This window comes from Mycolicibacterium novocastrense, assembly GCF_001570485.1.
GTDB classification, from domain to species: domain Bacteria; phylum Actinomycetota; class Actinomycetes; order Mycobacteriales; family Mycobacteriaceae; genus Mycobacterium; species Mycobacterium novocastrense.
The window spans coordinates 75,132-96,802 of the sequence record NZ_BCTA01000070.1; the positions used below are offsets into that span (position 1 = coordinate 75,132).

Annotated in this window: 26 protein-coding genes; 13 read left to right on the plus strand and 13 right to left on the minus strand. The window is 66.3% G+C overall.

Annotated features, from left to right (window positions below):
* Nucleotides 1–35: 35 nt before the first annotated feature.
* Complete coding sequence (locus RMCN_RS23910; protein ID WP_067394504.1) at nt 36–461, plus strand: pyridoxamine 5'-phosphate oxidase family protein; 426 nt, start codon at nt 36–38, stop codon at nt 459–461.
* Here RMCN_RS23910 and RMCN_RS23915 read toward each other — a convergent pair.
* The 3 genes from RMCN_RS23915 to RMCN_RS23925 all read right to left on the minus strand — a co-directional run bounded on the left by RMCN_RS23915 (nt 458) and on the right by RMCN_RS23925 (nt 5,412).
* The gene (locus RMCN_RS23915) at nt 458–1,936 is read right to left on the minus strand and encodes a class I adenylate-forming enzyme family protein (RefSeq protein ID WP_084377699.1); all 1,479 of its coding nucleotides are present in this window, start codon (nt 1,934–1,936) and stop codon (nt 458–460) included. The genes RMCN_RS23910 and RMCN_RS23915 overlap by 4 nt on opposite strands.
* A 110-nt stretch (nt 1,937–2,046) precedes the next feature.
* Nucleotides 2,047–4,191, minus strand: a complete 2,145-nt coding sequence (locus RMCN_RS23920; protein ID WP_067394510.1) for a 3-hydroxyacyl-CoA dehydrogenase NAD-binding domain-containing protein — start codon at nt 4,189–4,191, stop codon at nt 2,047–2,049.
* Between the two features lie 9 nt (nt 4,192–4,200).
* A complete protein-coding gene (locus RMCN_RS23925) occupies nt 4,201–5,412 on the minus strand; it encodes an acetyl-CoA C-acetyltransferase (protein WP_067394512.1) in 1,212 nt (403 codons plus the stop codon).
* Between the two features lie 197 nt (nt 5,413–5,609).
* Here RMCN_RS23925 and RMCN_RS23930 point away from each other — a divergent pair, with 197 nt between their 5' ends.
* Nucleotides 5,610–6,782, plus strand: coding sequence for a pyridoxal phosphate-dependent aminotransferase (locus RMCN_RS23930; RefSeq protein WP_067394515.1), 1,173 nt, complete (start codon nt 5,610–5,612; stop codon nt 6,780–6,782).
* Between the two features lie 62 nt (nt 6,783–6,844).
* Here RMCN_RS23930 and RMCN_RS23935 read toward each other — a convergent pair whose 3' ends face one another.
* Genes RMCN_RS23935 through RMCN_RS23950 form a run of 4 tightly spaced genes read right to left on the minus strand, consistent with a single transcriptional unit; the run spans nt 6,845 to nt 9,350 of the window.
* Nucleotides 6,845–7,285: an SRPBCC family protein gene (locus tag RMCN_RS23935; protein WP_064414280.1), complete on the minus strand. Its 441-nt coding sequence runs from the start codon at nt 7,283–7,285 to the stop codon at nt 6,845–6,847.
* A gap of 58 nt (nt 7,286–7,343) precedes the next feature.
* On the minus strand, nt 7,344–8,417 hold the full coding sequence (locus RMCN_RS23940; RefSeq protein ID WP_067394518.1) for a CaiB/BaiF CoA transferase family protein: 1,074 nt from the start codon (nt 8,415–8,417) through the stop codon (nt 7,344–7,346).
* 10 nt (nt 8,418–8,427) lie between these two features.
* The gene (locus RMCN_RS23945) at nt 8,428–8,871 is read right to left on the minus strand and encodes an SRPBCC family protein (RefSeq protein WP_067394521.1); all 444 of its coding nucleotides are present in this window, start codon (nt 8,869–8,871) and stop codon (nt 8,428–8,430) included.
* A 38-nt stretch (nt 8,872–8,909) separates the two neighbouring features.
* Nucleotides 8,910–9,350, minus strand: a complete 441-nt coding sequence (locus tag RMCN_RS23950; protein WP_067394524.1) for an SRPBCC family protein — start codon at nt 9,348–9,350, stop codon at nt 8,910–8,912.
* A gap of 32 nt (nt 9,351–9,382) precedes the next feature.
* On the opposite strand from RMCN_RS23950, the gene RMCN_RS23955 reads away from it, so the two are divergent.
* The 3 genes from RMCN_RS23955 (at nt 9,383) to RMCN_RS23965 (ending at nt 10,467) form a co-directional block, all read left to right on the plus strand.
* Nucleotides 9,383–9,826: a nuclear transport factor 2 family protein gene (locus tag RMCN_RS23955; RefSeq protein WP_067394529.1), complete on the plus strand. Its 444-nt coding sequence runs from the start codon at nt 9,383–9,385 to the stop codon at nt 9,824–9,826.
* A gap of 69 nt (nt 9,827–9,895) precedes the next feature.
* Nucleotides 9,896–10,249 (plus strand): UBP-type zinc finger domain-containing protein, encoded by a 354-nt coding sequence (locus RMCN_RS23960; protein WP_064414285.1) that lies wholly within the window; start codon nt 9,896–9,898, stop codon nt 10,247–10,249.
* 29 nt (nt 10,250–10,278) lie between these two features.
* The gene (locus tag RMCN_RS23965) at nt 10,279–10,467 is read left to right on the plus strand and encodes a hypothetical protein (protein ID WP_067394588.1); all 189 of its coding nucleotides are present in this window, start codon (nt 10,279–10,281) and stop codon (nt 10,465–10,467) included.
* 1 nt (nt 10,468) lies between these two features.
* Here RMCN_RS23965 and RMCN_RS23970 read toward each other — a convergent pair whose 3' ends face one another.
* Genes RMCN_RS23970 through RMCN_RS23980 form a run of 3 tightly spaced genes read right to left on the minus strand, consistent with a single transcriptional unit; the run spans nt 10,469 to nt 13,700 of the window.
* A complete protein-coding gene (locus RMCN_RS23970; RefSeq protein ID WP_067394532.1) occupies nt 10,469–11,452 on the minus strand; it encodes an NAD-dependent epimerase/dehydratase family protein in 984 nt (327 codons plus the stop codon).
* A 40-nt stretch (nt 11,453–11,492) separates the two neighbouring features.
* Nucleotides 11,493–13,055: a phytoene desaturase family protein gene (locus RMCN_RS23975; protein WP_067394535.1), complete on the minus strand. Its 1,563-nt coding sequence runs from the start codon at nt 13,053–13,055 to the stop codon at nt 11,493–11,495.
* A 48-nt stretch (nt 13,056–13,103) separates the two neighbouring features.
* On the minus strand, nt 13,104–13,700 hold the full coding sequence (locus tag RMCN_RS23980) for a TetR/AcrR family transcriptional regulator (RefSeq protein ID WP_067394591.1): 597 nt from the start codon (nt 13,698–13,700) through the stop codon (nt 13,104–13,106).
* Between the two features lie 72 nt (nt 13,701–13,772).
* Between RMCN_RS23980 and RMCN_RS23985 the strand changes: the two genes are divergently transcribed.
* Genes RMCN_RS23985 through RMCN_RS23995 form a run of 3 tightly spaced genes read left to right on the plus strand, consistent with a single transcriptional unit; the run spans nt 13,773 to nt 15,536 of the window.
* The gene (locus tag RMCN_RS23985; RefSeq protein ID WP_067394538.1) at nt 13,773–14,267 is read left to right on the plus strand and encodes a DUF2834 domain-containing protein; all 495 of its coding nucleotides are present in this window, start codon (nt 13,773–13,775) and stop codon (nt 14,265–14,267) included.
* 25 nt (nt 14,268–14,292) lie between these two features.
* Entirely contained in the window at nt 14,293–14,751 is a 459-nt protein-coding gene (locus RMCN_RS23990) for an ester cyclase (RefSeq protein WP_067394541.1), read from the plus strand.
* Nucleotides 14,748–15,536, plus strand: a complete 789-nt coding sequence (locus tag RMCN_RS23995; RefSeq protein WP_067394544.1) for an MBL fold metallo-hydrolase — start codon at nt 14,748–14,750, stop codon at nt 15,534–15,536. Before RMCN_RS23990 ends, RMCN_RS23995 begins: the two co-directional genes overlap by 4 nt.
* Here RMCN_RS23995 and RMCN_RS24000 read toward each other — a convergent pair whose 3' ends face one another.
* Complete coding sequence (locus tag RMCN_RS24000) at nt 15,537–16,376, minus strand: SDR family NAD(P)-dependent oxidoreductase (protein WP_067394547.1); 840 nt, start codon at nt 16,374–16,376, stop codon at nt 15,537–15,539.
* Nucleotides 16,377–16,628: 252 nt separating this feature from the next.
* Between RMCN_RS24000 and RMCN_RS24005 the strand changes: the two genes are divergently transcribed.
* Together RMCN_RS24005 and RMCN_RS24010 are read left to right on the plus strand one after the other, a co-directional pair.
* Nucleotides 16,629–17,378: a cysteine hydrolase family protein gene (locus tag RMCN_RS24005; RefSeq protein ID WP_067394594.1), complete on the plus strand. Its 750-nt coding sequence runs from the start codon at nt 16,629–16,631 to the stop codon at nt 17,376–17,378.
* Nucleotides 17,378–18,064, plus strand: coding sequence for an AmiS/UreI family transporter (locus tag RMCN_RS24010; protein WP_067394596.1), 687 nt, complete (start codon nt 17,378–17,380; stop codon nt 18,062–18,064). The genes RMCN_RS24005 and RMCN_RS24010 overlap by 1 nt, the downstream gene beginning before the upstream one ends.
* 512 nt (nt 18,065–18,576) lie before the next feature.
* On the opposite strand, the gene RMCN_RS24015 is transcribed toward RMCN_RS24010, so the two are convergent.
* The gene (locus tag RMCN_RS24015; RefSeq protein ID WP_067394551.1) at nt 18,577–19,158 is read right to left on the minus strand and encodes an ImmA/IrrE family metallo-endopeptidase; all 582 of its coding nucleotides are present in this window, start codon (nt 19,156–19,158) and stop codon (nt 18,577–18,579) included.
* On the minus strand, nt 19,155–19,532 hold the full coding sequence (locus RMCN_RS24020; RefSeq protein ID WP_067394553.1) for a helix-turn-helix domain-containing protein: 378 nt from the start codon (nt 19,530–19,532) through the stop codon (nt 19,155–19,157). The genes RMCN_RS24015 and RMCN_RS24020 overlap by 4 nt, the downstream gene beginning before the upstream one ends.
* A 151-nt stretch (nt 19,533–19,683) precedes the next feature.
* On the opposite strand from RMCN_RS24020, the gene RMCN_RS24025 reads away from it, so the two are divergent.
* From RMCN_RS24025 to RMCN_RS32120, 3 genes are read left to right on the plus strand one after another with little or no spacing between them, the layout of a single operon-like run.
* Nucleotides 19,684–19,944, plus strand: a complete 261-nt coding sequence (locus RMCN_RS24025) for a multiubiquitin domain-containing protein (protein ID WP_067394556.1) — start codon at nt 19,684–19,686, stop codon at nt 19,942–19,944.
* Nucleotides 19,919–21,085: a DUF6791 domain-containing protein gene (locus tag RMCN_RS24030; RefSeq protein WP_067394560.1), complete on the plus strand. Its 1,167-nt coding sequence runs from the start codon at nt 19,919–19,921 to the stop codon at nt 21,083–21,085. The genes RMCN_RS24025 and RMCN_RS24030 overlap by 26 nt, the downstream gene beginning before the upstream one ends.
* Entirely contained in the window at nt 21,082–21,474 is a 393-nt protein-coding gene (locus RMCN_RS32120) for a ubiquitination-like system serine protease family protein (protein WP_067394563.1), read from the plus strand. The genes RMCN_RS24030 and RMCN_RS32120 overlap by 4 nt, the downstream gene beginning before the upstream one ends.
* The last annotated feature ends 197 nt before the right edge of the window (nt 21,475–21,671 follow it).

Genomic DNA, 21,671 nt, shown 5'->3' on the forward strand with positions numbered 1-21,671 from the left:
CGAATCCTGTCGGTGGCCGGCGTTAGCCTGACGTCATGGCCCTGGCGAAAGACGAACGCGAACAATTCCTGGCCGAACCCCACGTTGCCGCATTGTCGGTCGGTGCGGGTGACAAGCGTGGCCCGCTGACGGTTCCCGTCTGGTACCAGTACTCGCCCGGCGGTGATGCGTGGGTGCTCACCGGCGACGGCTCTCGCAAGCACCGACTCATCGAAAGCCAAGGCGAGTTCACGCTGATGGTTCAGCGCCTCGAGCCGACGGTCCGGTACGTGGCGGTCGACGGTCCGGTCAGCCGCATCGAGCCCGGCACCGACGAGCGACTCGTCGAAGTCACCAAACGCTATCTGCCACCGGAGAAGGTCGACGCGTACCTGGAATACGCCCGCCGCGAGCACGGCGACAGCGTGGTGATCTTCATGAAGCCGCAGCACTGGCTGTCAGCCGATCTGGGCGCTCTCTAACGCGGTTCGAACAGCGCGGCGACGGCGGGGAGGCTCACCTTCAGCGCCGGGTTGCGCGGTAGTTCGTCGACGACCGCGAACGCCACCGGCACGTTGTACACCGGCAGCGACCGTCGAACCAGGTCGGCGAGCTCGTCGTCCGACGGCACCGGCAGCCCCGGCGACACTTCGATGGCGGCGACCGGGACCTGGCCGAGGCGTGCGTCGCGCACGCCGACCACGCAGGCATCGCGGACGGCCGGATGTGAGATCAGCACGCGCCGAACATTTTCCGGCAGGATCTTGAACCCGCCGCGGTTGATCGCCCCGTCGGCCCTTCCGTGCAAGGTGACGAAGCCATCGGCGTCGATGGAGGCGATGTCGGTGGTGCGGATCCAGTCCGGTCCGATCGGCGCGACCTTGGCTTCCAGCAGGCCCGGCTCGCCCACGAGCTCGGCCCCGCTGTCGGGGTCGACGATGCGCAATTCGACGTCGGGCAGGGCCCTGCCGACGCTGTTGCGTTTGGCCGAGCCGAATTCACGTTGCATCTCGGGAGTCCACGCGCACAGCGAGCCCGCGAATTCCGTTGCGCCGTAAGCCAGCACAATCGGAATGCCGTATTTGGCCTCGAACTCGTCGCGGGTCTCGGGATCCAGCGGTCCCGACGCGCTGATCAGGAAGTCCAGCGACGCGAGATCTTCCTTGGCGACGTCGGCGTCGAGCAGCATCCGGATGACGGCGGGCTGCACACCCGAACGCGTGATGCGGTGCCGCTTCACCAGACCCACGTAGTCCTCCACGCTGAACCGCTCGAGCATCGCGATACGCCTGCCGTTGTACACCCCGGCGATCAGTTGGCACACCCCGATACCGCCGAACTGCCAATACGCGAGCTCCGGCGGGGCCTCGGCCGGTGCGGCCTCCCCGCTGGTGACGCTGAAGACGGTACGCTCGAGCACCGCGGTCTTGATCGACTGCCGCTTCGGCGGCCCCGTCGTGCCACTGGTCAAGATCTGCAGTGCCACACCGGGTTCGGCCTCAGCATGGGTACGTTGGGGATTGCGGCGTTCCAGACCCGGCACTGCGGTCACGGTCGGATGACGCCTCGATATCGACACACCCGCACTACCGGCGCGGCGTGCGGCGTCGACGACGGGCGCGGTCCAGTCCTCGACGTCGCCCACGATCGCCGACAGCCCGAGCGTTTCGATGTCGCGGCCGATGGACTCCGGCGACTGGAACGAATAGATCATCGACACCGTGCGCCCCGCGGCGAGGAATCCGATGATCGCCGCAGCGTGCGGCAGGCGGTTCCTGACCACGAGGCCGACGGGGACGTCGTCGGCGACACCGGCGTCTCGCAGCGCCTGCGCGATGGCGCGACCGTACGCCGTCACCTCGTCGCCGCTGTACCAGCGTCCCTCGAACTCGATACAAGGGTCGTCGCCGTAGCGGGCCAGTCCGGCCGCGAACTCGGCGGTGAAGCTTTCCCGCACGGCGCCAATCTAGCGAATCATCCGCCCGCCAAAGCGGCGAGCGCTCACCCTTGTACGAATCCTCCGGCGCGGAAACCGTACAAGAGTGAGCGCTCGGCCCGTTTAGTTGGTCAGGTCAGCGACGCCGGCGGGTTGAACCGCTCACCGTACTTGGCCGCAAGCTCCTTGGCGCGGGCCACGAAGGCCTCCTTGCCGACGCCACCCGGGCCCTGGTAGCCGACGATGAACTGCGCCGAACCACCGGTGTACGGCGGGAAGCCGATACCCATGATCGAGCCGATGTTCGCGTCCGCGGTCGAGGTGAGCACGCCCTCGTCGAGGCACTTTTGGGTCTCCAGCGCCTCGGCGAACAGCATGCGATCGATCATGTCCTGCAACGGGATCGACGTGCTGCCGGAGTTGAACGTCTCCTTCAGGCCCGGCCACAGGCCGACGCGCTTGCCGTCGGCGTACTCGTAGAACCCGGCGCCCTTCAGGCGCGACGGACGGCCGATCTCGATCATCTTCTCGACGACCGCCTCGGCCGGGTGCGGCTCGTAGGTGCCGCCCGTGCTCTCGACGCCCTTGCGGGTCGCAACGGCGATCTTGTGCATCAGCTCGAGGTTGAGCTCGTCGGACAGCTGCAGCGGTGGGGCCGGGTAGCCGGCCTGAGAGCCGGCCTGCTCGATGCTCGCGGGCGCGATGCCCTCGCCGAGCATCGCCAGCGCCTCGTTGACGAACGTGCCGATGACGCGGCTGGTGAAGAAGCCGCGGCTGTCGTTCACCACGATCGGGGTCTTGCCGATGGCCAGCGTGTAGTCGAACACCCGGGCCAGCGCCTCGTCAGAGGTCTTCTCGCCCTTGATGATCTCCACCAGCGGCATCTTGTCGACCGGTGAGAAGAAGTGGATGCCGATGAAGTCCTCCTGGCGCTTCACGCCAGTGGCCAGACCGGTGATCGGCAGCGTCGAGGTGTTCGACCCCAGCAACGCGTTGGGCTCGACGATGTCCTCGATCTCCTGGAACACCTTGTGCTTGAGGTCCTGGTCCTCGAACACGGCCTCGATCACGAAATCCACGCCCTTGAGGTCCTTCGGGTCCGCCGTCGGCGTGATCCGGGCCAGCAGCGCGTCGGACTTCTCCTGGGTGGTCTTGCCCCGTTCGAGCGCCTTGGCTTCCAGCTTCTCGGAGTAGCCCTTACCCTTCTGCGCGGCCTCGATGCTGACGTCCTTGAGCACGACGTCGAACCCGGCCTTGGCCGAGACGTAGGCGATGCCCGCGCCCATCATGCCCGCGCCCAGCACACCGATCTTGTTGATCTTGACGGGCTCGATGCCGTCGGGCCGCGACGCGCCGCCGTTGATGGCCTGCAGGTCGAAGAAGAACGCCTGGATCATGTTCTTGGCGGTCTGCCCGGTGACCAGCTGGGTGAAGTAGCGGCTTTCGATGCGGCTCGCGGTGTCGAAGTCGACCTGCGCGCCCTCGACGGCCGCGTCGAGGATCGCCCGCGGCGCCGGCATCGGTGCACCCTTGAGTTGCTTCTTCAGCAGCGCCGGGAACGACGGCAGGATGCTGGCCAGACCCGGCGAGGTCGGCGTGCCGCCGGGCATCTTGTAGCCCTTTGCATCCCACGGCTGGGTGTGGCTATCCGGATTGGCCTTGATCCACGCCTTGGCGGCGGGCACCAGCTCGTCGACCGTCGGCAGGACCTCGTCGACCAGGCCGACCTCCTTGGCCTTGCCCGGCTTGAACCGAGTGCCCTGCGACAGCACCTCCATGAACGCCTTCTGGATGCCGAACATCCGCACGCTGCGCGCGACACCGCCGCCGCCGGGCAGCAGGCCCAGCGTCACCTCGGGGAAGCCGACGACGGCGCCCTTCACGTCGGCGATGATCCGGTGGTGACAGGCCAGCGCGATCTCCAGGCCGCCGCCGAGCGCGGCCCCGTTGATGGCCGCCACGACCGGCTTGCCCAGCGTTTCGAGCTTGCGCAGGTCGGCCTTGATCGCCTCCGGGGTGGCGAACGCCTCTGCCGCGTTGTCCGGGCCGAGGTTGATCATGCCCTTGAGGTCACCGCCGGCGAAGAAGGTTTTCTTCGCGCTGGTGATGACGACGCCGGTGATCGAATCCTTCTCCGCGACAAGGCGTTCCACCGCGTTGTGCATCGACTCGGTGTAGTGCTCGTTCATCACGTTGGCCGAGCCGGTCGGATCGTCCAGCGTCAGGGTGACGATGCCGTCGGCATCCTTGTCCCACTGAATAGTGTTCTCTGCCATGGGTTGTCCTTACACTCGCTCGATGATGGTGGCCACGCCCATGCCGCCGCCGATACACAGCGTGATCAGCGCACGCCGTGCATTGCGACGCTCGAGCTCGTCGACCATGGTTCCGGTGATCATGGCGCCGGTGGCGCCCAGCGGGTGGCCCATCGCGATGGCGCCACCGTTGACGTTGAGCTTCTCGTCGGGGATGTTCAGATCCTTCTGGAACTTCAGCACCACCGAGGCGAACGCCTCGTTCAGCTCGAACAGGTCGATGTCGTCGACCGTGAGGCCGGCGCGGTCGAGCACCTTGCGGGTGGCCGGCGTCGGGCCCGTGAGCATGATGACCGGATCGGCGCCGCTGGTGGCGGTGGCCACGATGCGTGCCCGCGGGGTCAGGCCCTGCGAGGTGCCCGCGCTTTCACTGCCGACGAGCACCAGCGCGGCGCCGTCGACGATGCCCGAGCTGTTGCCGCCGGTGTGGACGTGGCTGATCTTCTCGACGAAGTGATACTTCTGCAGCGCCACGTCGTCGAACCCGCCCATCGCGCCGACGCCGTCGAACGCGGTCTTGAGCTGGCCGAGGCCCTCCAGCGTGGTGTCGGGGCGCATGTGCTCGTCGTGGTCGAGAATGACCAGTCCGTTCTGGTCCTTCACCGGCACGACCGACTTGGCGAAGTAACCACCGGACCACGCCGCGGCGGCCTTCTCCTGGCTGCGCAACGCGTAGCGGTCGACGTCCTCGCGCGAGAAGCCCTCGATCGTGGCGATCAGGTCGGCGCCGATGCCCTGCGGGACGAAGCCGATGCGGTAGTTGGTCTCGGGGTCGGACGCCCACGCGCCGCCGTCGGAGCCCATCGGGACGCGGCTCATCGACTCGACACCGCCCGCGAGCACCAGGTCGTCCCAGCCGGAGCGCACCTTCTGGGCTGCGGTGTTGACGGCTTCAAGACCCGAGGCGCAGAACCGGTTGAGCTGGAACCCGCCGGTGGTCTCGGGCAGGTTGGCCACCAGCGCTGCGGTGCGGGCGATATCGCCGCCCTGGTCACCGACGGGCGATACGCACCCGAGGATGACGTCGCTGATCAGCGTCTCGTCGAGGTCGGGGTAGCGGCTGCGGATCTCGTCGATCAGGCCGACGACCAGGTTGACGGGCTTGACCTCGTTGAGCGCGCCGTTCTTGTTCTTGCCGCGGGGCGTACGAATCGCCTCGTAGATGAAGGCTTCTTCAGACATGAAGATATTTCCTGTTCAGATTGGGTTGCGGGATGCCTGTCCATCCGGACGGTAGTCCTCTGCCCCGCAGCCTAACAGCCTCGGCCAACCTGTTGGTTGGGCAGCCTCGTCCCGCCGAACGTCGGTTACCGACACACGAATCGTCGCGAATTGCGTGCCGGTAACCCACGTTCGCCGCAGCACTACGCTCGACAACTGTGACAGTCAGAGGGCTGCGGCCGTATGCGGTGACGATCTTCGCCGAGATGTCGGCGCTGGCCGCCCGCGTCGGCGCGGTCAACCTCGGCCAGGGCTTTCCCGACGAGGACGGTCCGCCCGAGATGCTCAAGATCGCCCAGAGCGCGATCGCCGACGGCGCCAACCAGTACCCGCCCGGCCTGGGTATCGCTCCGCTGCGGGAGGCCATCGCCGCCCAGCGCAAGCGCGCGTACGGAACCGAATACGACCCGGACATCGAAGTGCTGGTGACCGTCGGCGCCACCGAAGCGATCGCGGCGTCGGTCATCGGGCTTGTCGAACCCGGCTCGGAGGTGCTGCTGATCGAGCCGTTCTACGACTCCTACTCCCCCGTCATCGCCATGGCGGGCTGCCGACGCCGCGCCGTCCCGATGATTCAGGACGGGCACGGCTTTCGCATCGATGTCGACGGCCTGCGAAAGGCCCTTACCCCCAACACCAAAGCGCTGATCGTCAACACCCCGCACAACCCCACCGGGATGGTGGCCGGCGACGACGAACTGCGCGCGCTTGCCGAACTGGCCGTCGAGGCCGACCTGCTCGTGATCACCGACGAGGTCTACGAGCACCTGGTCTTTGACGGCCGCCGTCACATTCCGTTGGCAAACTACCCCGGCATGGCCGAGCGCACGGTCACGATCTCGAGCGCGGCCAAGATGTTCAACGTCACCGGCTGGAAGATCGGGTGGGCATGTGGCCCAGCCGATCTCATCGCGGGTGTGCGCGCGGCCAAGCAGTACTTGTCCTACGTCGGCGGTGCACCGTTTCAGCCGGCGGTGGCGCACGCGCTCGACAACGAGGATGCGTGGGTCGCCTCGCTGCGGGAGTCGTTGCAGCGCAAGCGGAACCGATTGGGTGAGGCGCTGGCCGACGTCGGCTTCGAGGTGCACGACAGCTTCGGCACCTACTTCCTGTGCGCCGATGCGCGTCCGCTCGGCTTCAGCGACAGCGCCGCATTCTGCGCCGAGCTACCGCATCGCGCGGGTGTGGCGGCGATTCCGATGTCGGCGTTCTGCGATCCGGGCGCCGAACACGCCGGTGCATGGAACCACCTGGTGCGCTTCGCCTTCTGCAAACGCGACGACACTCTCGACGAGGCGATCCGTCGGCTTCAGGTACTGCGCCGCCCCTAACGGCGAATGTCGGGTTGTGTCACGCGGTGAGCCAAGAAACGTGACATAACCCGACACTGGGCTCACGTGGCGGGGGCCATGACGCGGCGTCGCAGATTCTCGGTCGCGACGTCGAGCACCATCTTCTTGGCGCGGCGAAGAAGGAACTCCGGGATCGGCGCGGCCAGGTCGATGATGATGTCGAAGCGGACGCGGGTGCGGTCCTCGCCGATCGGGGTGAGGTTGTACTCGCCGTGCTGCCCGCGTTGCTGCATCGTCGCCTTGGCGTCCCAGACCACCCAATCGTCACCCCAGTGGTATTCGAGGAACTCTTTGTCGGTGACGCCCATGATCTTGAACGTCGCCTTGACGTGATGCGGGCGGCCGTCGGGATGGCGGTCGAGCACCTCGGCGTGCTTGTGCACGGGCGACCACGTGGGCACGGCGTCGATATCGGCGAGTGCGTCCATGATCGCGTCCTTGGGCGCCTCGAAGACCACTTCCCTCGATGCCTGCACAGCCATGCGGCAAATCGTAGCTAACTCTCCTGCCTAGCGCATAGCCTTTTCCAGCAAATTAGCATTACCAGTCAATATCAATTAGGGCAGTCGCGGCCTGCGGAGGCGCCCCGACGGGACCGGCGGGGGTTCGGGAAAACCGGGGCGCCGGGGCGGCTTGGTCGACCCCGTTGGCCTGCACCAACGTTGACCGCGCACGCAAGTGGTCGCTGCGCGACGCCTCGCTCCAGGTGAGTACCGGTGTGACGCACGCGTCGGTGCCCGAAAAGATCTCGGCCCATTCGTCGCGGGTCCTGCGCGCAAAGCGCTCGGCGAACAGCCTGCGCAATTCTGGAAACGCCGCCCTGTCCATCTGCGCAGGGAGCTCATCGGCGCTGAGCCCGAGACCGGCCAACAGTTGCGCGTAGAACTGCGGTTCGATAGCGCCGACCGCCATGTGTTTGCCGTCGGCGGTCTCGTAGGTGCGGTAGAACGGGGCGCTGCCGTCGAGCAGGAACGATTCGCGCTCGTCGCGCAGCGCACCGGTGGACTTCATCGTCCACGCAACCTGCGTCAGCACGGCCACCCCGTCGACCATCGCCGCGTCGACCACCTGACCGCGGCCGGAGTGCTCCCGTTCGTACAGCGCAGCCACGATGCCCAGCAGCACGAGCATCGAGCCGCCGCCGAAGTCGGCGACCAGGTTCAGCGGTACGACCGGCGGCCTGTCGCGGTATCCGATCGCCGACAGCGCACCGGTCTGCGACAGGTAGTTGATGTCGTGACCCGCGGTCTGCGCCAACGGACCGTGCTGGCCCCAGCCGGTGATCCTGGCGAAGATCAGCCGGGGGTTCACCGCCGCGCAGTCGTCGGGACCGATGCCGAGCCGTTCACAGGTCCCGGGGCGGAACGCGTCGATGAGCACGTCGGCCTTGGCGACGAGCGTCCGCAGCGCGGCCGGGTCCTTCTTCACATCCAAGTCGACAACGCGCTTGCCGCGGTGCAGCAGGTCGACGTTCTCCGCCGGCATCTGCAGGCCTCCGGGTCGACGCACGCGCACCACGTCGGCGCCGAGATCGGCCAACACCATTCCGGCGTGGGGCCCGGGGCCGATGCCGCCCAGTTCGATGACTTTCACACCTGCCAGGGGTCCGCCCATAGGCCGCAGACTATTGACTCTGCTTGACCTGGCGTACCCGTTTGCGCAGACCGTCGGTCGCCGTCTCCATCAGACCCTTCGCGCCCTTCTTGATGACGAAGCCGGGCAACGGCACCAGCGGGTCGACCATGAGCTCGAAATGCACCTTCGTTTTGTCGCCGTCAGGGGTGAGCGTGTACCGACCGCGCTGTGCGCGTTGTTGTTTCGAGCTCTCCAGGGTCCAGCCGACCCCGTCGTCGTAAACGGTGTAGTTGAGAACCTGCTCGTCGGAGATCCCGACGATCTTGACGACCTGACGTGACTTGCTGGGCCGCCCCTCGTCGTCGCGTTCGAGGACCTCGACCTTCTGATGCGCCGAGGACCACTCGGTCAGCGACTCGAGGTCGGTCAGGACGTCGAGGATTTCCTGGGGCGTCGCCTCGATGACGACCTCGCGAGATTCGGTGACAGCCATGCCGGTTTCATTGCCAACCCGGCGCGCGTCGAAACCGCTCAGCTCCGCTTGAGCTTGAGGACCTGTTTGCGAAGACCGTCGGTGGCGGCCTCCAGCCCGCCCTTCATGGCGCGCTTCAACACGAAGCCCGGAATCGGTACAGCCGGGTCGACGGTGATCTCGAAGCGGACCTTCGTCTTGTCGCCGTCGGGTGTCAGGGTGTACGACGCGCTCTGCGTCTTGAGCTGGCTGGATTCGATCAGCGTCCAGCCGGCCGTGTTCTCAGCCCAGGTGTACTGCACGACCTGTTCGTCGGAGATGCCCATGGTCTTCAACTTCAGCCGTACGCGGCCGGGCCGTCCGTCGGCGTCCCTGTCGAGCACCTCGGCGCCCTGGTGCTGGGGGGACCAGTCCGGTGCGGACTCGACGTCGGCGATGACGTCGAGGATCTCGGCCGGGCTCGCGTCGATCACGACCTCGCGGGAATCGCTGGTAGCCATGTCGCGACCCTAGCCCCGTTACGGTTGACCGCATGGAACTTTGGGAGCTTTGCGCACGGGAACGCATCAGGGACACCCTCGCCCGGTACAACTGGTCGGGCGACGCGCTGCGGCTGCCCGAACTCGCCGCCGCCTTCTGCGAGGACGGCGTGCTCGAGGTGCGCGGCACCGAACCCGCTCGGGGCCGTGCGGCGATCGTGGACTATCTGGGCGGTGCCGTCGCGGCGCCGAACGCGGCCGCGTCCGAGTCGGATGTCAAGCGCATCGTGCGCCACAACGTGACGAACATCCGGTTCACCGATGTGACGCCGGATGAGGCGCGGGTCTCCTGTTATTTCACGGTGTTCACCGAGATCGGCCTTGACCACTACGGCCGCTACCGCGACGTGTTCGCACCGGTAGGCGACGACTGGCTGATCCGCCACCGGTTCGTGTCCACCGACTGGAGCGCGCCGAATTCGACGATGGCCCGTTAACCCGGTACCTACGGGAGGCTGCGCAGAACCGGCTACGCCGCAGGGTGATTCGAGCGTAGGCTCCCGGCCATGGACGCTGCAGTGGACCCGTCGGTCCCACCGAGCGGGACCGGATGCGCCGAGTGCGACGCGGTCGGCGGCTGGTGGGTGCATCTGCGTCGATGTGCGGCATGCGGTCACATCGGCTGCTGCGACGACTCGTTGGCGCGGCACGCTTCGGCGCACTGGCGCGAGACCGGACATCCGGTCATCCGCTCGTTCGAACCGGGTGAGGATTGGTTCTGGAACTACGCCACCAACGAGTACTACGACGGGCCACGACTCGCCGCGCCCGAATCCCGTCCCGAGGGCCAGACCGCCCCCGGTCCGCGCGGGAGAGTGCCCGCGGATTGGACGGCGCAGTTGCGCGCTCGCAGAGACTGAGACCTCAACTCGGCGGGTATCCAGTGCCGGTGAGCGACAACAAGAAGGACAACCCCGACACCGCCGAGACCGACGCCGGGCCCGCCAACGCCGACGACGACGTGCAGAGCGACCCGGCCAGGGGCACCGACGACACCGAAGAGGAAGGCGTCGACTGGTCGGATGAGGGCGGTGCGACGCCGAGCGGCCCCGCCGACACCGGCGATCACACCCAGTGACTCAGCGCAGCGAGCCGGCTAACTCCGTAAGCGTCTGCGCTGACGTGTATTTCGGTTCCCAACCGAGCTGACTCTTCGCCTTGCGCGTATCCATGACCACCGACGTGCGGCCGATGTGCACCCACTCCAGCGCGGACGGGACGAACGGCAGCCGGGCGACGACGCCGGACGCTGCGGTCGCGGCGACCTTGGGTACCCGTACCGGGCGGGCGCCGAGTTCGCGGGCCACGTCGCCCACCGTGATCAGCCCGTCGCCCGCGATGTTGTAGGCGCCCGGCTCCGCAGACGTGGTGGCGGCCAACGCGATCGCGGCCGCCACGTCGTCGTGGTGGACCAGCTGCAACGGGATGCCGGGATCCGGGACCAGTGTCTTCAACAGCGGAACGGCGTCGGATAGGCGCTTGACCGGACCGGGCAGCCGGGTCCACGGCATGTTGTCGGCCAATGCGGGCGCCTTCGGTCCCGCGACGATGCAGGGCCGCAGCACATACACCTCCAACGACGAACCGCCCACGATGTCGGCGAGCGCCGCCTCGCACTCGGCCTTCTGCTCGGAGTAGTAGTGCTCGGGCGACCCGCGCGGCGGCACGTCCTCGGTGAGCGGAACCGGGTTGTCGGAGTGATATCCGTAGGCGGCGACCGACGACGTGTACACCAGCCGCCGCGGACGCGCAGCGGCCACCGTCGCCTCGAAGACGTTGCGGGTACCGGCCAGGTTGATCCGGGCGCTCTCCTCCCGTGAACCCATGATGATGAACGCGAGGTGGACCACGACGTCGGCGCGCCCGACGAGCGCGTCGACGGCCTCGCGATCGAGGATGTCGCCCTGCAGGTACGTCGTCTTCGACCAACCGTGCTCGACCGGATCAAACGGCCGACGAGCCATCCCGATGATCTCGTCGACCTCCGCGACGCCTTCCAGTGCTTCCACCGCCGACTTGCCGATCTCACCCGTCGGCCCCGTCACCGCCACCGTGATTCCCATTCGCGCCGCATTCCCGGTGCGGACGGGTCGGAAACAGGCTTTAGGACATATCGGCCAGCACCTGCTTGGCCGCGTTGTAGCCGGGAATGAACGTGATGCCGGGACCGCCGTGGCAACCGGCGCTGCCCAGGTACAGCCCGTCGATCGGAATCGGCTGATCGACATAGCCTTTGGGTCCCGGCCGGTTCGGGCCCATCTGGTCGGGGTGAATCAGCCCGTGGCAGTAGTCTCCACCCGGCGCACCGAACATGGTGCCCATGTGTTTGGGCGTAAACGTCGTGTGCCGCAGGATGAGGCTCTCGAAGTCCGGGGCCAGTCGGGTGATCTTCTCGATCACCCGCCGGCCCATCTCGACCTTCATCTCGCCGTAGCCGTGCTCGCCCTCCGAGACCGGAAACCACAGCGAGAACGCCGAGGCCGCATGCTTGCCCGGCGGCGCCAGGCCGGGGTCGTTCACCGACGGGATCTGCAATGCGATCGCCGGGTCCGCGGGCACGACGCCACGTCTGGCGTCCTCCCACTGTTGTTGGAGTTCCTCAGGGGTGCTGAAGATTCCGATGTTGGACTGCATCGCGGGGTCGTTCAGCAACTCATAGGGCGGCGCGAACTGCGGAACGCCGTCGAGCGCGAAGTGCATCTGCAGATAGCTGCCCCGGTGGTCCAAGCGCGAGAAGCGGTCCCGCACATCCGCGGGAACCGCGTTGGAGTCGACGAGGCCGTTGACCGTCAGGTCGGGTGCGACGCCGGAGACGACGATCGGCGCCGACAGCGACGTACCGTCCTCGAGCCGGACTCCGGTGACCCTGCCGCCTGCGACCGTGACCTCCACGACCTTGCTGCGCAACCGCAGTTCTCCGCCGTTGGCGGTGAACACGTCGCACAGATGCGACGTGAGGGCTCCGATGCCGCCTCGCAGCTTCTTGACCAGTAACGCGTTCTCGTCGGGGACGGCGAAGCCGTACGCGAGGGCGGCGGCCGTCCCCGGGGTGGCCGGCCCCCGGTAGGTGGTGTTGCACGCCAGCAGCGACAGCATGCCGCGCAGCGCACCGTTCTTCTCCTTGTCCGGCAAGTAGCGGTCGAGCACGTCGGTGACCGAGCCGAACAACAGGTCGGTGATCGTCGAGCGCTCGAATTCGTTTGTCGCGCAGGCATACATCTCATCGAGCGACTTCGGGGGCTGGCCCGCGTCGAACCGGCCCAACGCCCGTGTGGGCGCCTGGCACCATGCCATCAACCCGGCCATGCCGTTGACGGCTTCTGCGCCGTGCACCTCGTTGATGTGGGTCAGCAGCTTCACCGGGTCGGTGTAGTAGACCAACGGCTCGTCACCCACGCCGCGAAGCGACACCGACATCACGTCGAGGTCGACGGTCGGCAGCGAGTCGAGCCCGAGTTCGCGGCTGACCACCGCCGACGTCGGGATCTGCACCGACCCGGCGATCTCGAATTTGAACCCGTCGAACAATTCGACCGTGGAAGCCATGCCTCCGGCGTACAGCTTCGCGTCCAGGCAGAGGGTGCGCATACCGGCTTTCTGCAGCACGGTGGCCGCGGTCAGTCCGTTGTGCCCGGCACCGATGACGATGGCGTCGAAGTCGCTCATGGGGTGAGGCTGACACGCTCCCCAAGTTTTGTCAATAATGACAAAACGTCAGCCGGCGATGCCGTCGGCCAAGGCGCGCAAGGCCTCCCCGGTGAGCCGTGACAGCTCTGGAAGCGAGCGCTCGTCGCCGAGCATCCACACCTCCATCGCGCCGAAGACCGCGGCGGCGATGCACCGGGCGGTGACCGTGATCCGCATCCGCTCGTCGGTGGAGACGTCGGATGACAGCCCGTCGGCGAGGTGCTCGGCGATCACCTCGGCGAAGTCGGCTTCCACTTGGCGCATGTGCCGCACCACCCGGCCGGGTTCGAGTTCCTGTGCGCGCAGGGCGGCGGTCTGTGCGACGGCCCAGTCGTCATACGGGCGGGCCATGATTGCGCTGTGCACCGCCTCGATGATCGGCTCCTTGGGGTCGCGGGCGGCCAGCGCCGAGCGGAACCAGTCCAGCCCGGCGTAGTCGGCGAACAGCAGATCGTGTTTGGACGCGAAGTGGCGATAGAAGGTCCGCAACGACACACCGGCATCGGCCGCAATCTGTTCGGCCGACGTCTCTTCGACCCCCTGCGCGAGGAACCGGACGACCGCCGCTTTGCGCAGCGCTTCGCGGGTGCGCTCACTGCGCGCGGTCTGGGCCGGACGGGGCATGTGCATGAAAGTACCCGAAACAAGTTATGTCAATATTGACAAAACTCTGCCCGGTGGTGAGAAACTCCGATCATGGTTTCGTTGATCATCCACCTTGTCCTCGGGTTCGCCACGCTGGCCGTCATCGTCAAGGCGAATCCCGCGATCTTCGCGCGCTACCCGTCGGGTCCCCGGGTCACCAAGCTCGAGTTGTTCTACTACGTCGCCGGCGTCGCCTCGGTCATCCTCGGCTACTACTTCAACAACCAGTTCGTGGCCGAGTATGCGCCGGCAGGTGGGCTGCACAACTTCGTATGGGGTCCGGGCAGCTGGTCTGAGTTCATCGCGCTGGGCTACGACAACCCGGCGGCCAGTTCGGCCAGCCAGGACTACACGATCATGAGCCTGCTGTTGTTCCCCGCGTGGTTGCTCGTCGACGGTCGCAGGCGCGACGTCAAACACGCCTGGCTGTATCTGGGCTTCATCCTTTTCGCCAGTTCGGCATTCGCCTGGGCGTTCTATCTGGCGACGATCGAGCGGCAGCACCGGCATCAGTCGATCGCCGCACAGGTCACGTCACCCGCCTGACGACGCCCGGTCGTACAGTGCGTTCATGACCACCGACGCGCTGCGACAACGCCGACTCGAGGTGATCCGTGTGCACATGGACACCGAGGTCACCAAGGAGTTCGACGCCACCCTCGCGACGTTCAAGAACGAGTCAGGGGGACGGCCTCACTACGAGATCATGGCCACCGGCCAAGTCTTCGACGGCGACGACGAGGTCATGGCCTACTACCGGAGCACACGCACGGCATTCCCGGATCAGCGCCACGACAACGTCCGGTTCCATGTCGCCGACGACTCCGTGATCGTCGAATTCGACCTGCTTGGAACGAATCTGGGCGAGTTCTACGGGTTGCCACCGACGGGTAAGGCGTTCCGCGTGCCGGTGGCGGCGGTGTTCTTCTTCGAGGACGACCGCATCGTCAACGAGCGGATCTACTTCGACTCCGCGAGCCTCGTGACCCAGATCGGTCGCACCGAGCTGCTCACCGGAGCCGCCTCGTGAAGGTTCACCATCTCAACTGCGGGTCGATGCATCCATGGGGTGTCCCCGTCCTGGTCTGCCATGTGCTGCTCGTCGAGACCGACAACGGGCTGGTGCTCGTCGACAGTGGCTACGGGCTGGCCGACTGTGAGGAACGGGCGCGCCGGACCGGCCCCACCCGCCGCCTCTTTCGGCCGTTCTTCGACCCCGACGAGACCGCCGTCCGGCAGGTGGAACGGCTGGGCTTTCGGCGCGAGGACGTCCGCCACATCGTGGTCACGCATTTCGATGTCGACCACATCGGCGGGATCTCCGATTTCCCCCACGCCGAGATCCACTGCACCGCAGCCGAAGTGCTCGGGGCGATGCACCCGCCGACGCGGGGTGAACGCTTCCGGTTCCGATCGGCCCAGTGGGAGCACGGTCCCAAGATCGTCGAGCACACCCCCGCCGGGGAGAAGTGGCGCGGGTTCGCCGCGGCCAAGGAGCTGACCGAAGTCTCGCCGGGAATCGTGCTGATGTCGTTGCCCGGCCACACCCGCGGGCATGCCTGCGTGGCAGTCGACGCGGGTCATCGCTGGCTGCTGCACTGCGGGGACGCCTTCTACCATCCCGACACCATCGGCGGCCCGGGGCGGATCGCGCCTGTCCTCGGCGCGTTCGAGAAGGTCGCCGCGTTCGACCGTAAACAGGTGCGCGACAACCACGCTCGGCTGGCCGAGTTGTACCGCCGCGGCGAACCCGATCTGCTACTGCTGTGCGCGCACGATCCGGGGCTGCTGAAATACGCGAAGGAGACTGCGTAGCTAGCGGGCGGCGCGCTTGCGAAGGGATGCCTGCAGGCGCTCGAGCACGTCGAAGTAGCGCGTCGGCGCGAGTCGGGCCAGCGCGTCGAACATGTAGGCGTCCGGACCGACGAGGATCCGGGCCTTACCCGCCTCCACACCGCGATGGATGATCTCCGCCGCCTTGTCTGGCTGGGTTCTGGTCATCGCCGCGAACTCCTTGACCACCTGCTCCTTGGTCGGCCCGCCCGGCTCTTCGTGGAACCGCCCGTTGCGCACGATGTTGGTGTTCACGCCGCCGGGATGCACGTTGACGGCCGACACGCCGGTCCCGCGCAGCTCCTGCCGCAGCGAGTCGGTGAACCCGCGGACCGCGAATTTCGCTGAGCAGTATGCGCTTTGGCCGGGCATGCCGACCAAACCGAAGACGCTCGACGTATTGACGATCACGCCCTCGTCCTGCTCGACGAGGATGGGCAGGAACGCCCGGGTGCCGTTCACGACGCCGTGAAAGTTGATGTTCCACAACCAGTCGTCATCGGCGACGACGGCGTCGAGCACGGTCGACCCGAGCGCGACACCGGCGTTGTTGAACACCGCCCCGATCGGTCGGGGCGCCCACGCGCGTACCTCGGCGGCGAAGTCGTGTTGCGCCTGGGCATCGCTGACATCCAGAACCCGCAACAGTGCCGGGCCCTGCAGCGACGCCTCGGTCTGTTTGAGGCCCTGTTCGTCGACGTCGGCGATGGCCACCGGGCAGCTGTACGACGAGAGCCGCTGCGCCAGTGCGCGTCCGATGCCGGATGCCGCGCCGGTGATGACCGCGGTACGACCGCTGATCGTTCTGCGCTGCTTGCTCATGGTGGACTGCCCGCCTTCCTGGTACACCGAGGTACCGATACGGTACGCGGAGGTACCGCTTATGACAAGGGCGGGTCGGTGCCACACATTCGCCGACGGGACGCGATGAACTCGCGCCGATTCTAAGTGTCTGGCCTGGCTTCTCCCCGTGGGACGCTCACGATGCGCATGTTTCCTCGGTGTAAACGTCGGCGGCCGTGGACATTTCATCGCCGCCCCCGACACCTGTCCACCCACGAGAAAGTGAAGACCTTGACCGCCACCATCGAGACCCCTTCGCGGCTGACTCCCCTGGAGCCGGTCCCGCTCGATCCCGCGAACTTCCCGCCCACCAACGTCGACTCCATCCCACCGCTGGCCGCACACTGGCAGAAGCTCGACTTCCGCGAGATCCTGAGCCGACCGGCGGCCTTCCTGTCGGTCAGCCAATCCAATTCCCTCTACAAGCCGGGCGGCGTGCAGTACGCGGAAGGCCACGCGCTGCGCGGCAGTCTCGACGCGACGGTGAAGGCCGTACACGCGGCGCGCAAAGCACCGAACTTCCTGTCGTTCAACTGGATCGGCTTCTCGGTGTTCCGCAAGGACTATCCACAGACGGCCTTCGACCGCGTCCAGTACGAGAGTTGGACCGGCCATATCGACGCGACGCCCGAGCAGATCGCCTGGGACAACGCGCTCGTCGACGAGCTGCGCGAACTGGTCGAGCCCGGTGACAACGAACTCTACGAAAAGGCGCTTCAGACCGCGTTCGTCGGCACCGACCTGCCGGGTGCGCTGATCCGCCAGAAGATCGAGGTCGTCGTCATCACCGGAATCCACCTCGACTGGTGCATCGAAGGCAACGCCCGCGCCGCGCGCGACCACGGATTGTTGCCCATCATCATCGGCGACGCTACCGGCGCCGCGCGTCCCGATCAGGAGCCGGCGGCGTTCGGCCGCATCAACGAATTCTTCGCGCCGGTGATCTCCTCGGATCAGTTCGTGGAATGGGTGGGCCGCTGATGGGCAACGTGGGTCTGCTGCTCGTCGGCGTCGTTCTGTTTGTCAACGGCCTGGTCTCCATCGGGGTCGTCAAACCCAGAAGTGCCGCGCCGCTCAACCTGTTCGTCGGCGGTGCGCAGGTCGTTCTGCCCACGCTCATCCTGGTGCAGGCCGGCGGCGACACCGGCATCGTCAACGGGACGTGGCCGAGCCTGCTGTTCGGGTTCACCTATCTGTGGTTCGGGCTCATCCAGATCTACGATCTCGAACCGCAGGGGTTCGGCTGGTACAGCGCGTTCGTCGCCGCGATCGCACTGTTCCATGCGGTCAAAAGCATCGGGACCGATCCGGTGTTCGCGGTCATCTGGGCCACGTGGGCGGTCATGTGGACGCTGTTCTTCGTGTTGCTCGGCCTGGGGATCAGCCGGGCCGGGTCGTTCGACCTCGGCCACTTCACCGGGTGGGTGCTGATCCTGCTCGGCATCCCGACGTGCACGCTGCCGGCGATCTTCCTGTTGAACGGCGTCTGGTCGGTGTCACCGGTGGCCGGGATCGCGGCGCTTGCCGCCCTGGTGGTCGGTGCCGCACTGTCGGCGGCCCTGGCGAAACGCACCGCACGGACGGACGAACCCGTGCCGGTTTCTGCGCAAGCTCCGGTCGAGGTCGTGCCCGACGACAGGGAGCAGGCCGTACCGCAACCGGTGTGACAGCGATTCAGATGAGCCGGCGGCTTCGGGAAACCGGAGCCGCCGGTCGCGTTGTGCGGGGGAATGCGATCTCGCCTACCGGATTGTTGACGGTGACGTCAGACTTTGTGTGGAGACAATTCGTTTGTGGGTAGCCGACGAATGGTGACGGGTGTGGGCTCGGCTGCGTCGGGGGCCCGTCACAAGGCGGTCGTCGGTGCAGCCGTGGCGTTGAGAGCACAGCCCTCTGCCGATGATCGCCGGTTCCCGCTCGCCGGTTTCCCTCGGCGGAACATCCCCTCCGAGGGCACAAGTGACTCTGTGGTGGCCAGGGCCGGGATCCAACCGGCGACCTTCCGCTTTCAGGCGGAGTTCTGGCTTACACCCATGTTATTCGGCTGGTCGGACCGGGCAGCAGCGCGCGAGTTGGACCCGCTGGACCACCCGGATCGGCGGCTTGGCCCCATTTTGGCCCCATGGTCGAAGTGTGCTGATCTTGAACGGCGCCAACTATCCGACGATCACGAGGGGCCTCAAGTACCGGATGCGCGACGATAGTTAGCCGCCCGCCGTGCGATGATGCGGGCTCCGGTGGCGTTCATGCGCCAACGCGCGAGCTCAATGGAAACACCGAAGCGTAGCGCCACCTCGTCGTCGGTCACCTTCTGGCGGGCGAGCAGCCGGGCTGCGTCGGAGGGGACCAAGAGTTCGGCCGAGATCTCGGCCGCCTCGTCCTCCTGGAGTTTGTCCGCCGTACGGCAGCCACGCTCGTTCACCAGGCTGGTGCCGAACTTATGCTCGCCGATGACGTGCGCCATCTCGTGGGCCATCGTCGAGCGTCGACGTGCGAGCGGGTGCGAATCGTTCTCGATGATGATCGCACCGTTGCGGTGCGGGAGCAGGGCGCCCGAGAAAGCGTGCGGGCGAACGATGTGGAAGTGATCGCGGATCGTGTGGTCGAGCGGCAGCGAGCCAAGGGCAACAACTCGCACACCGTAGAGCTCTGCAAGCTGCCACGGATCGAGCGCCTGCATGGGATTCAGCCCAAGCTCGGCGCGCACCTCATCGGCCAGCCGCTTGCAGGCTGCCTTGTGGATGGTGCGCTTGCCGGTCACGCCATATCCTCCCGGGAAGCATGCATGTGCTTCACGGTCGCTCGAATGACCTCTTCAAGGTAAGCCACGTCCTTGTCGTTCAGGTCCTGGCGCGCCCGTAGCAGCGGCGCAAGCTGCGTAACAAGATCGGGCTCGGACTGGCTGTCGGTCGGCCTGTCAGCATCGATCATGAAGGTCTCCGCGGGCATCTTGAGCCAGCGCACTAGGGTTGCGAAGCCGTCGGCGTCGGGGCGCTGCTCGTTGCCGATGCGCGAAAGCAGGGACGGGCTGGTGCCGATCTCCTTCGCCAGTTGGCGCCAAGACCAGCCTCGCGCCGTGCGCTCCGCGTCGAGGGCTGCGTAGAGCCCAGCCGTGTCTATCTTCGTCCTAGCCATACGGTCCTCTCGCTCGAAGTGTCAGCGGTCTATGTAAGTGTTGCACTCTCGGCGCACTGCTTGTAAGTCGACGCGCCCCGTTCTAGACTCAAAACACTGTTTCAGATTCGACTCGCAACGAGCCCGCGCACCGGGAGATTGGACGAACATCATGACTGCAACGGATGCAGTTGACACCAAAACGAAGATCGTAACGATCACCGTGAACACCAGGAAGGTCCCATGGACCGAGAAGAAGATCAGCTTCGAGCAGGTGGTTGAACTCGCTTTTCCTGGTCAGCCCTACGACCCCGCGGGGACGCTCGTCGAGTACAGCCGCGGGCATGGGCCAGACCACTTACTCCGTCCGGGCAAGGATGTTGAGGTCAAGGACGGCATGGTTTTCGATGTCGAACCCGCAAACCGCTCCTGACGAGCATGTCGCCCAGCTCGTGGCCGACGGTTACGACATGGTGCTCACAAGCGGGCATCTCGTCGTACGCCAGTTGCCGTACGTCGCACCGTCCGGGATCCGCAAGGACGGCCGCCTCGTCTTGCCGGTGACGTACTCCGGCGGCCAAGTCAACGACACGAGCGGTGATCACCGGATCTGGTTCGCCGGCGACGAACCGCGCGACGAACGGGGCCAACCGCTCGGAAGTGCGGGCCAGGCGCACGGTTTCGGGAACGGCGAGGCGGCTGACTACATGTTGTCGTTCAAGCCGCCCAGCGGCGCCTACGCCAACCTGCGCGCGAAGATTCAGCACTACGCGCAGATCCTGCTCAGCGCGGCCCGACAGATCGACGCCTCGGTCCGCGATACGCCGGGCGGCTCGTTTCAGGTCGTGCCAGATGATCTGCCGCTGGTCTACGCGGATACCAACACGACTCGCGCGGGGTTAGCAAATTTGAGCAACCTCTTCCGCGGCCACACGATTGCCATCGTGGGCGTCGGCGGCACCGGAAGCTACATCCTCGATCAGGTCGCGAAGACCTGGGTCGACCGGATTATCCTGATCGACGGTGACCAACTAGAGACGCATAACGCGTTCCGCGCCCCAGGCGCTGTGGCGCACGACGTGGTCCAGGCCAAACCCAACAAGGGTGAATACTTCGCACGTGAATACTCCCGGATGCACGCGGGCATCACGGCCCACCCGGTGGCGCTGACGGCCTACAACCTGAACCTGCTCGAGGGTGCGACCTTCGCATTTCTGGCCGCCGCCGATGCCGAGGCGAGACCGGAGATTATGCGCTGGCTCCGAGACCGGGGAGTGCCGTTCATTGACGTCGGGATGAGCTTTCGCGAAGGCGATGGCGGACTGACGGGCATGGCCAAGGTCACCGCATACCTGCCCGGCGACGAGATGACATTGCCGGCGAAGGCCGCGGTACCGCCAGACGGAGATGACTACGGCAGCAACATCCAGATCGCCGAGCTCAACGCGCTCAACGCGACGCTCGCGATCATCCGGTGGAAGCGTTACCTCGGCTTCTACGCGACGCACACCGCTTCGAACCAGTGCGTCTACAAGTTGTTTCTCAACGAGCTGCGCAATGGGGACGTTGAATGACCCTGATCGACCGCTACACCGCGCACTTCGTTGAATCCTTCCCAACACCGCTGGAGCGGGGTGTTCTCTATATCTCGACCGCGTACTCGACCGCTGGGCACATCTGTCCTTGCGGCTGTGGTCGGGAGGTCGTCACCAAGCTGTCCCCGGCCCGATACCAGGTCATCTTCGACGGAGAGGTGTCGCTGAGGCCGTCGATCGCGGCCACGGGACTGCCGTGCGAATCTCATTACTTCATCACTCGGGGGCGAGTGGATTGGCGCAGGAAGCTCGACGTCACTCAGGCCGCACGGGCCCAATATGCCGATCAACGAGCCATCGAGGCGCACCGAGCGCCAGCGCAGGACCGGCGACTCCGTTGGTGGGCGAGTATCTGGCGAGGGTGTTGACGACGGTTGAAGATCCGGCCAGTCGCGACGGTTGAAAAGTAGGCCACCCGATCAGATTGGATGGGTGATCTCCTTGGAAGACTGGGCCTTGATCCGGCATCTTCACCGCAGCGAAGGGCTATCGCAGCGGGCCATCGCACGGCAACTCGGCATTGCGCGAGACACCGTGGCGGCCGCGGTGGCAAGTGATGGTCCGC

Coding starts and splice junctions, on each gene's coding strand:
- RMCN_RS23910 (WP_067394504.1), top strand. CDS start 36: ATGGCCCTGGCGAAAGACGAACGCGAACAATTCCTGGCCGAACCCCAC.
- RMCN_RS23920 (WP_067394510.1), bottom strand. CDS start 4,191: ATGGCAGAGAACACTATTCAGTGGGACAAGGATGCCGACGGCATCGTC.
- RMCN_RS23925 (WP_067394512.1), bottom strand. CDS start 5,412: ATGTCTGAAGAAGCCTTCATCTACGAGGCGATTCGTACGCCCCGCGGC.
- RMCN_RS23935 (WP_064414280.1), bottom strand. CDS start 7,285: ATGGCTGTGCAGGCATCGAGGGAAGTGGTCTTCGAGGCGCCCAAGGAC.
- RMCN_RS23940 (WP_067394518.1), bottom strand. CDS start 8,417: ATGGGCGGACCCCTGGCAGGTGTGAAAGTCATCGAACTGGGCGGCATC.
- RMCN_RS23945 (WP_067394521.1), bottom strand. CDS start 8,871: ATGGCTGTCACCGAATCTCGCGAGGTCGTCATCGAGGCGACGCCCCAG.
- RMCN_RS23950 (WP_067394524.1), bottom strand. CDS start 9,350: ATGGCTACCAGCGATTCCCGCGAGGTCGTGATCGACGCGAGCCCGGCC.
- RMCN_RS23955 (WP_067394529.1), top strand. CDS start 9,383: ATGGAACTTTGGGAGCTTTGCGCACGGGAACGCATCAGGGACACCCTC.
- RMCN_RS23960 (WP_064414285.1), top strand. CDS start 9,896: ATGGACGCTGCAGTGGACCCGTCGGTCCCACCGAGCGGGACCGGATGC.
- RMCN_RS23970 (WP_067394532.1), bottom strand. CDS start 11,452: ATGGGAATCACGGTGGCGGTGACGGGGCCGACGGGTGAGATCGGCAAG.
- RMCN_RS23975 (WP_067394535.1), bottom strand. CDS start 13,055: ATGAGCGACTTCGACGCCATCGTCATCGGTGCCGGGCACAACGGACTG.
- RMCN_RS23980 (WP_067394591.1), bottom strand. CDS start 13,700: ATGCCCCGTCCGGCCCAGACCGCGCGCAGTGAGCGCACCCGCGAAGCG.
- RMCN_RS23985 (WP_067394538.1), top strand. CDS start 13,773: ATGGTTTCGTTGATCATCCACCTTGTCCTCGGGTTCGCCACGCTGGCC.
- RMCN_RS23990 (WP_067394541.1), top strand. CDS start 14,293: ATGACCACCGACGCGCTGCGACAACGCCGACTCGAGGTGATCCGTGTG.
- RMCN_RS24000 (WP_067394547.1), bottom strand. CDS start 16,376: ATGAGCAAGCAGCGCAGAACGATCAGCGGTCGTACCGCGGTCATCACC.
- RMCN_RS24010 (WP_067394596.1), top strand. CDS start 17,378: ATGGGCAACGTGGGTCTGCTGCTCGTCGGCGTCGTTCTGTTTGTCAAC.
- RMCN_RS24020 (WP_067394553.1), bottom strand. CDS start 19,532: ATGGCTAGGACGAAGATAGACACGGCTGGGCTCTACGCAGCCCTCGAC.
- RMCN_RS24025 (WP_067394556.1), top strand. CDS start 19,684: ATGACTGCAACGGATGCAGTTGACACCAAAACGAAGATCGTAACGATC.
- RMCN_RS24030 (WP_067394560.1), top strand. CDS start 19,919: ATGTCGAACCCGCAAACCGCTCCTGACGAGCATGTCGCCCAGCTCGTG.
- RMCN_RS32120 (WP_067394563.1), top strand. CDS start 21,082: ATGACCCTGATCGACCGCTACACCGCGCACTTCGTTGAATCCTTCCCA.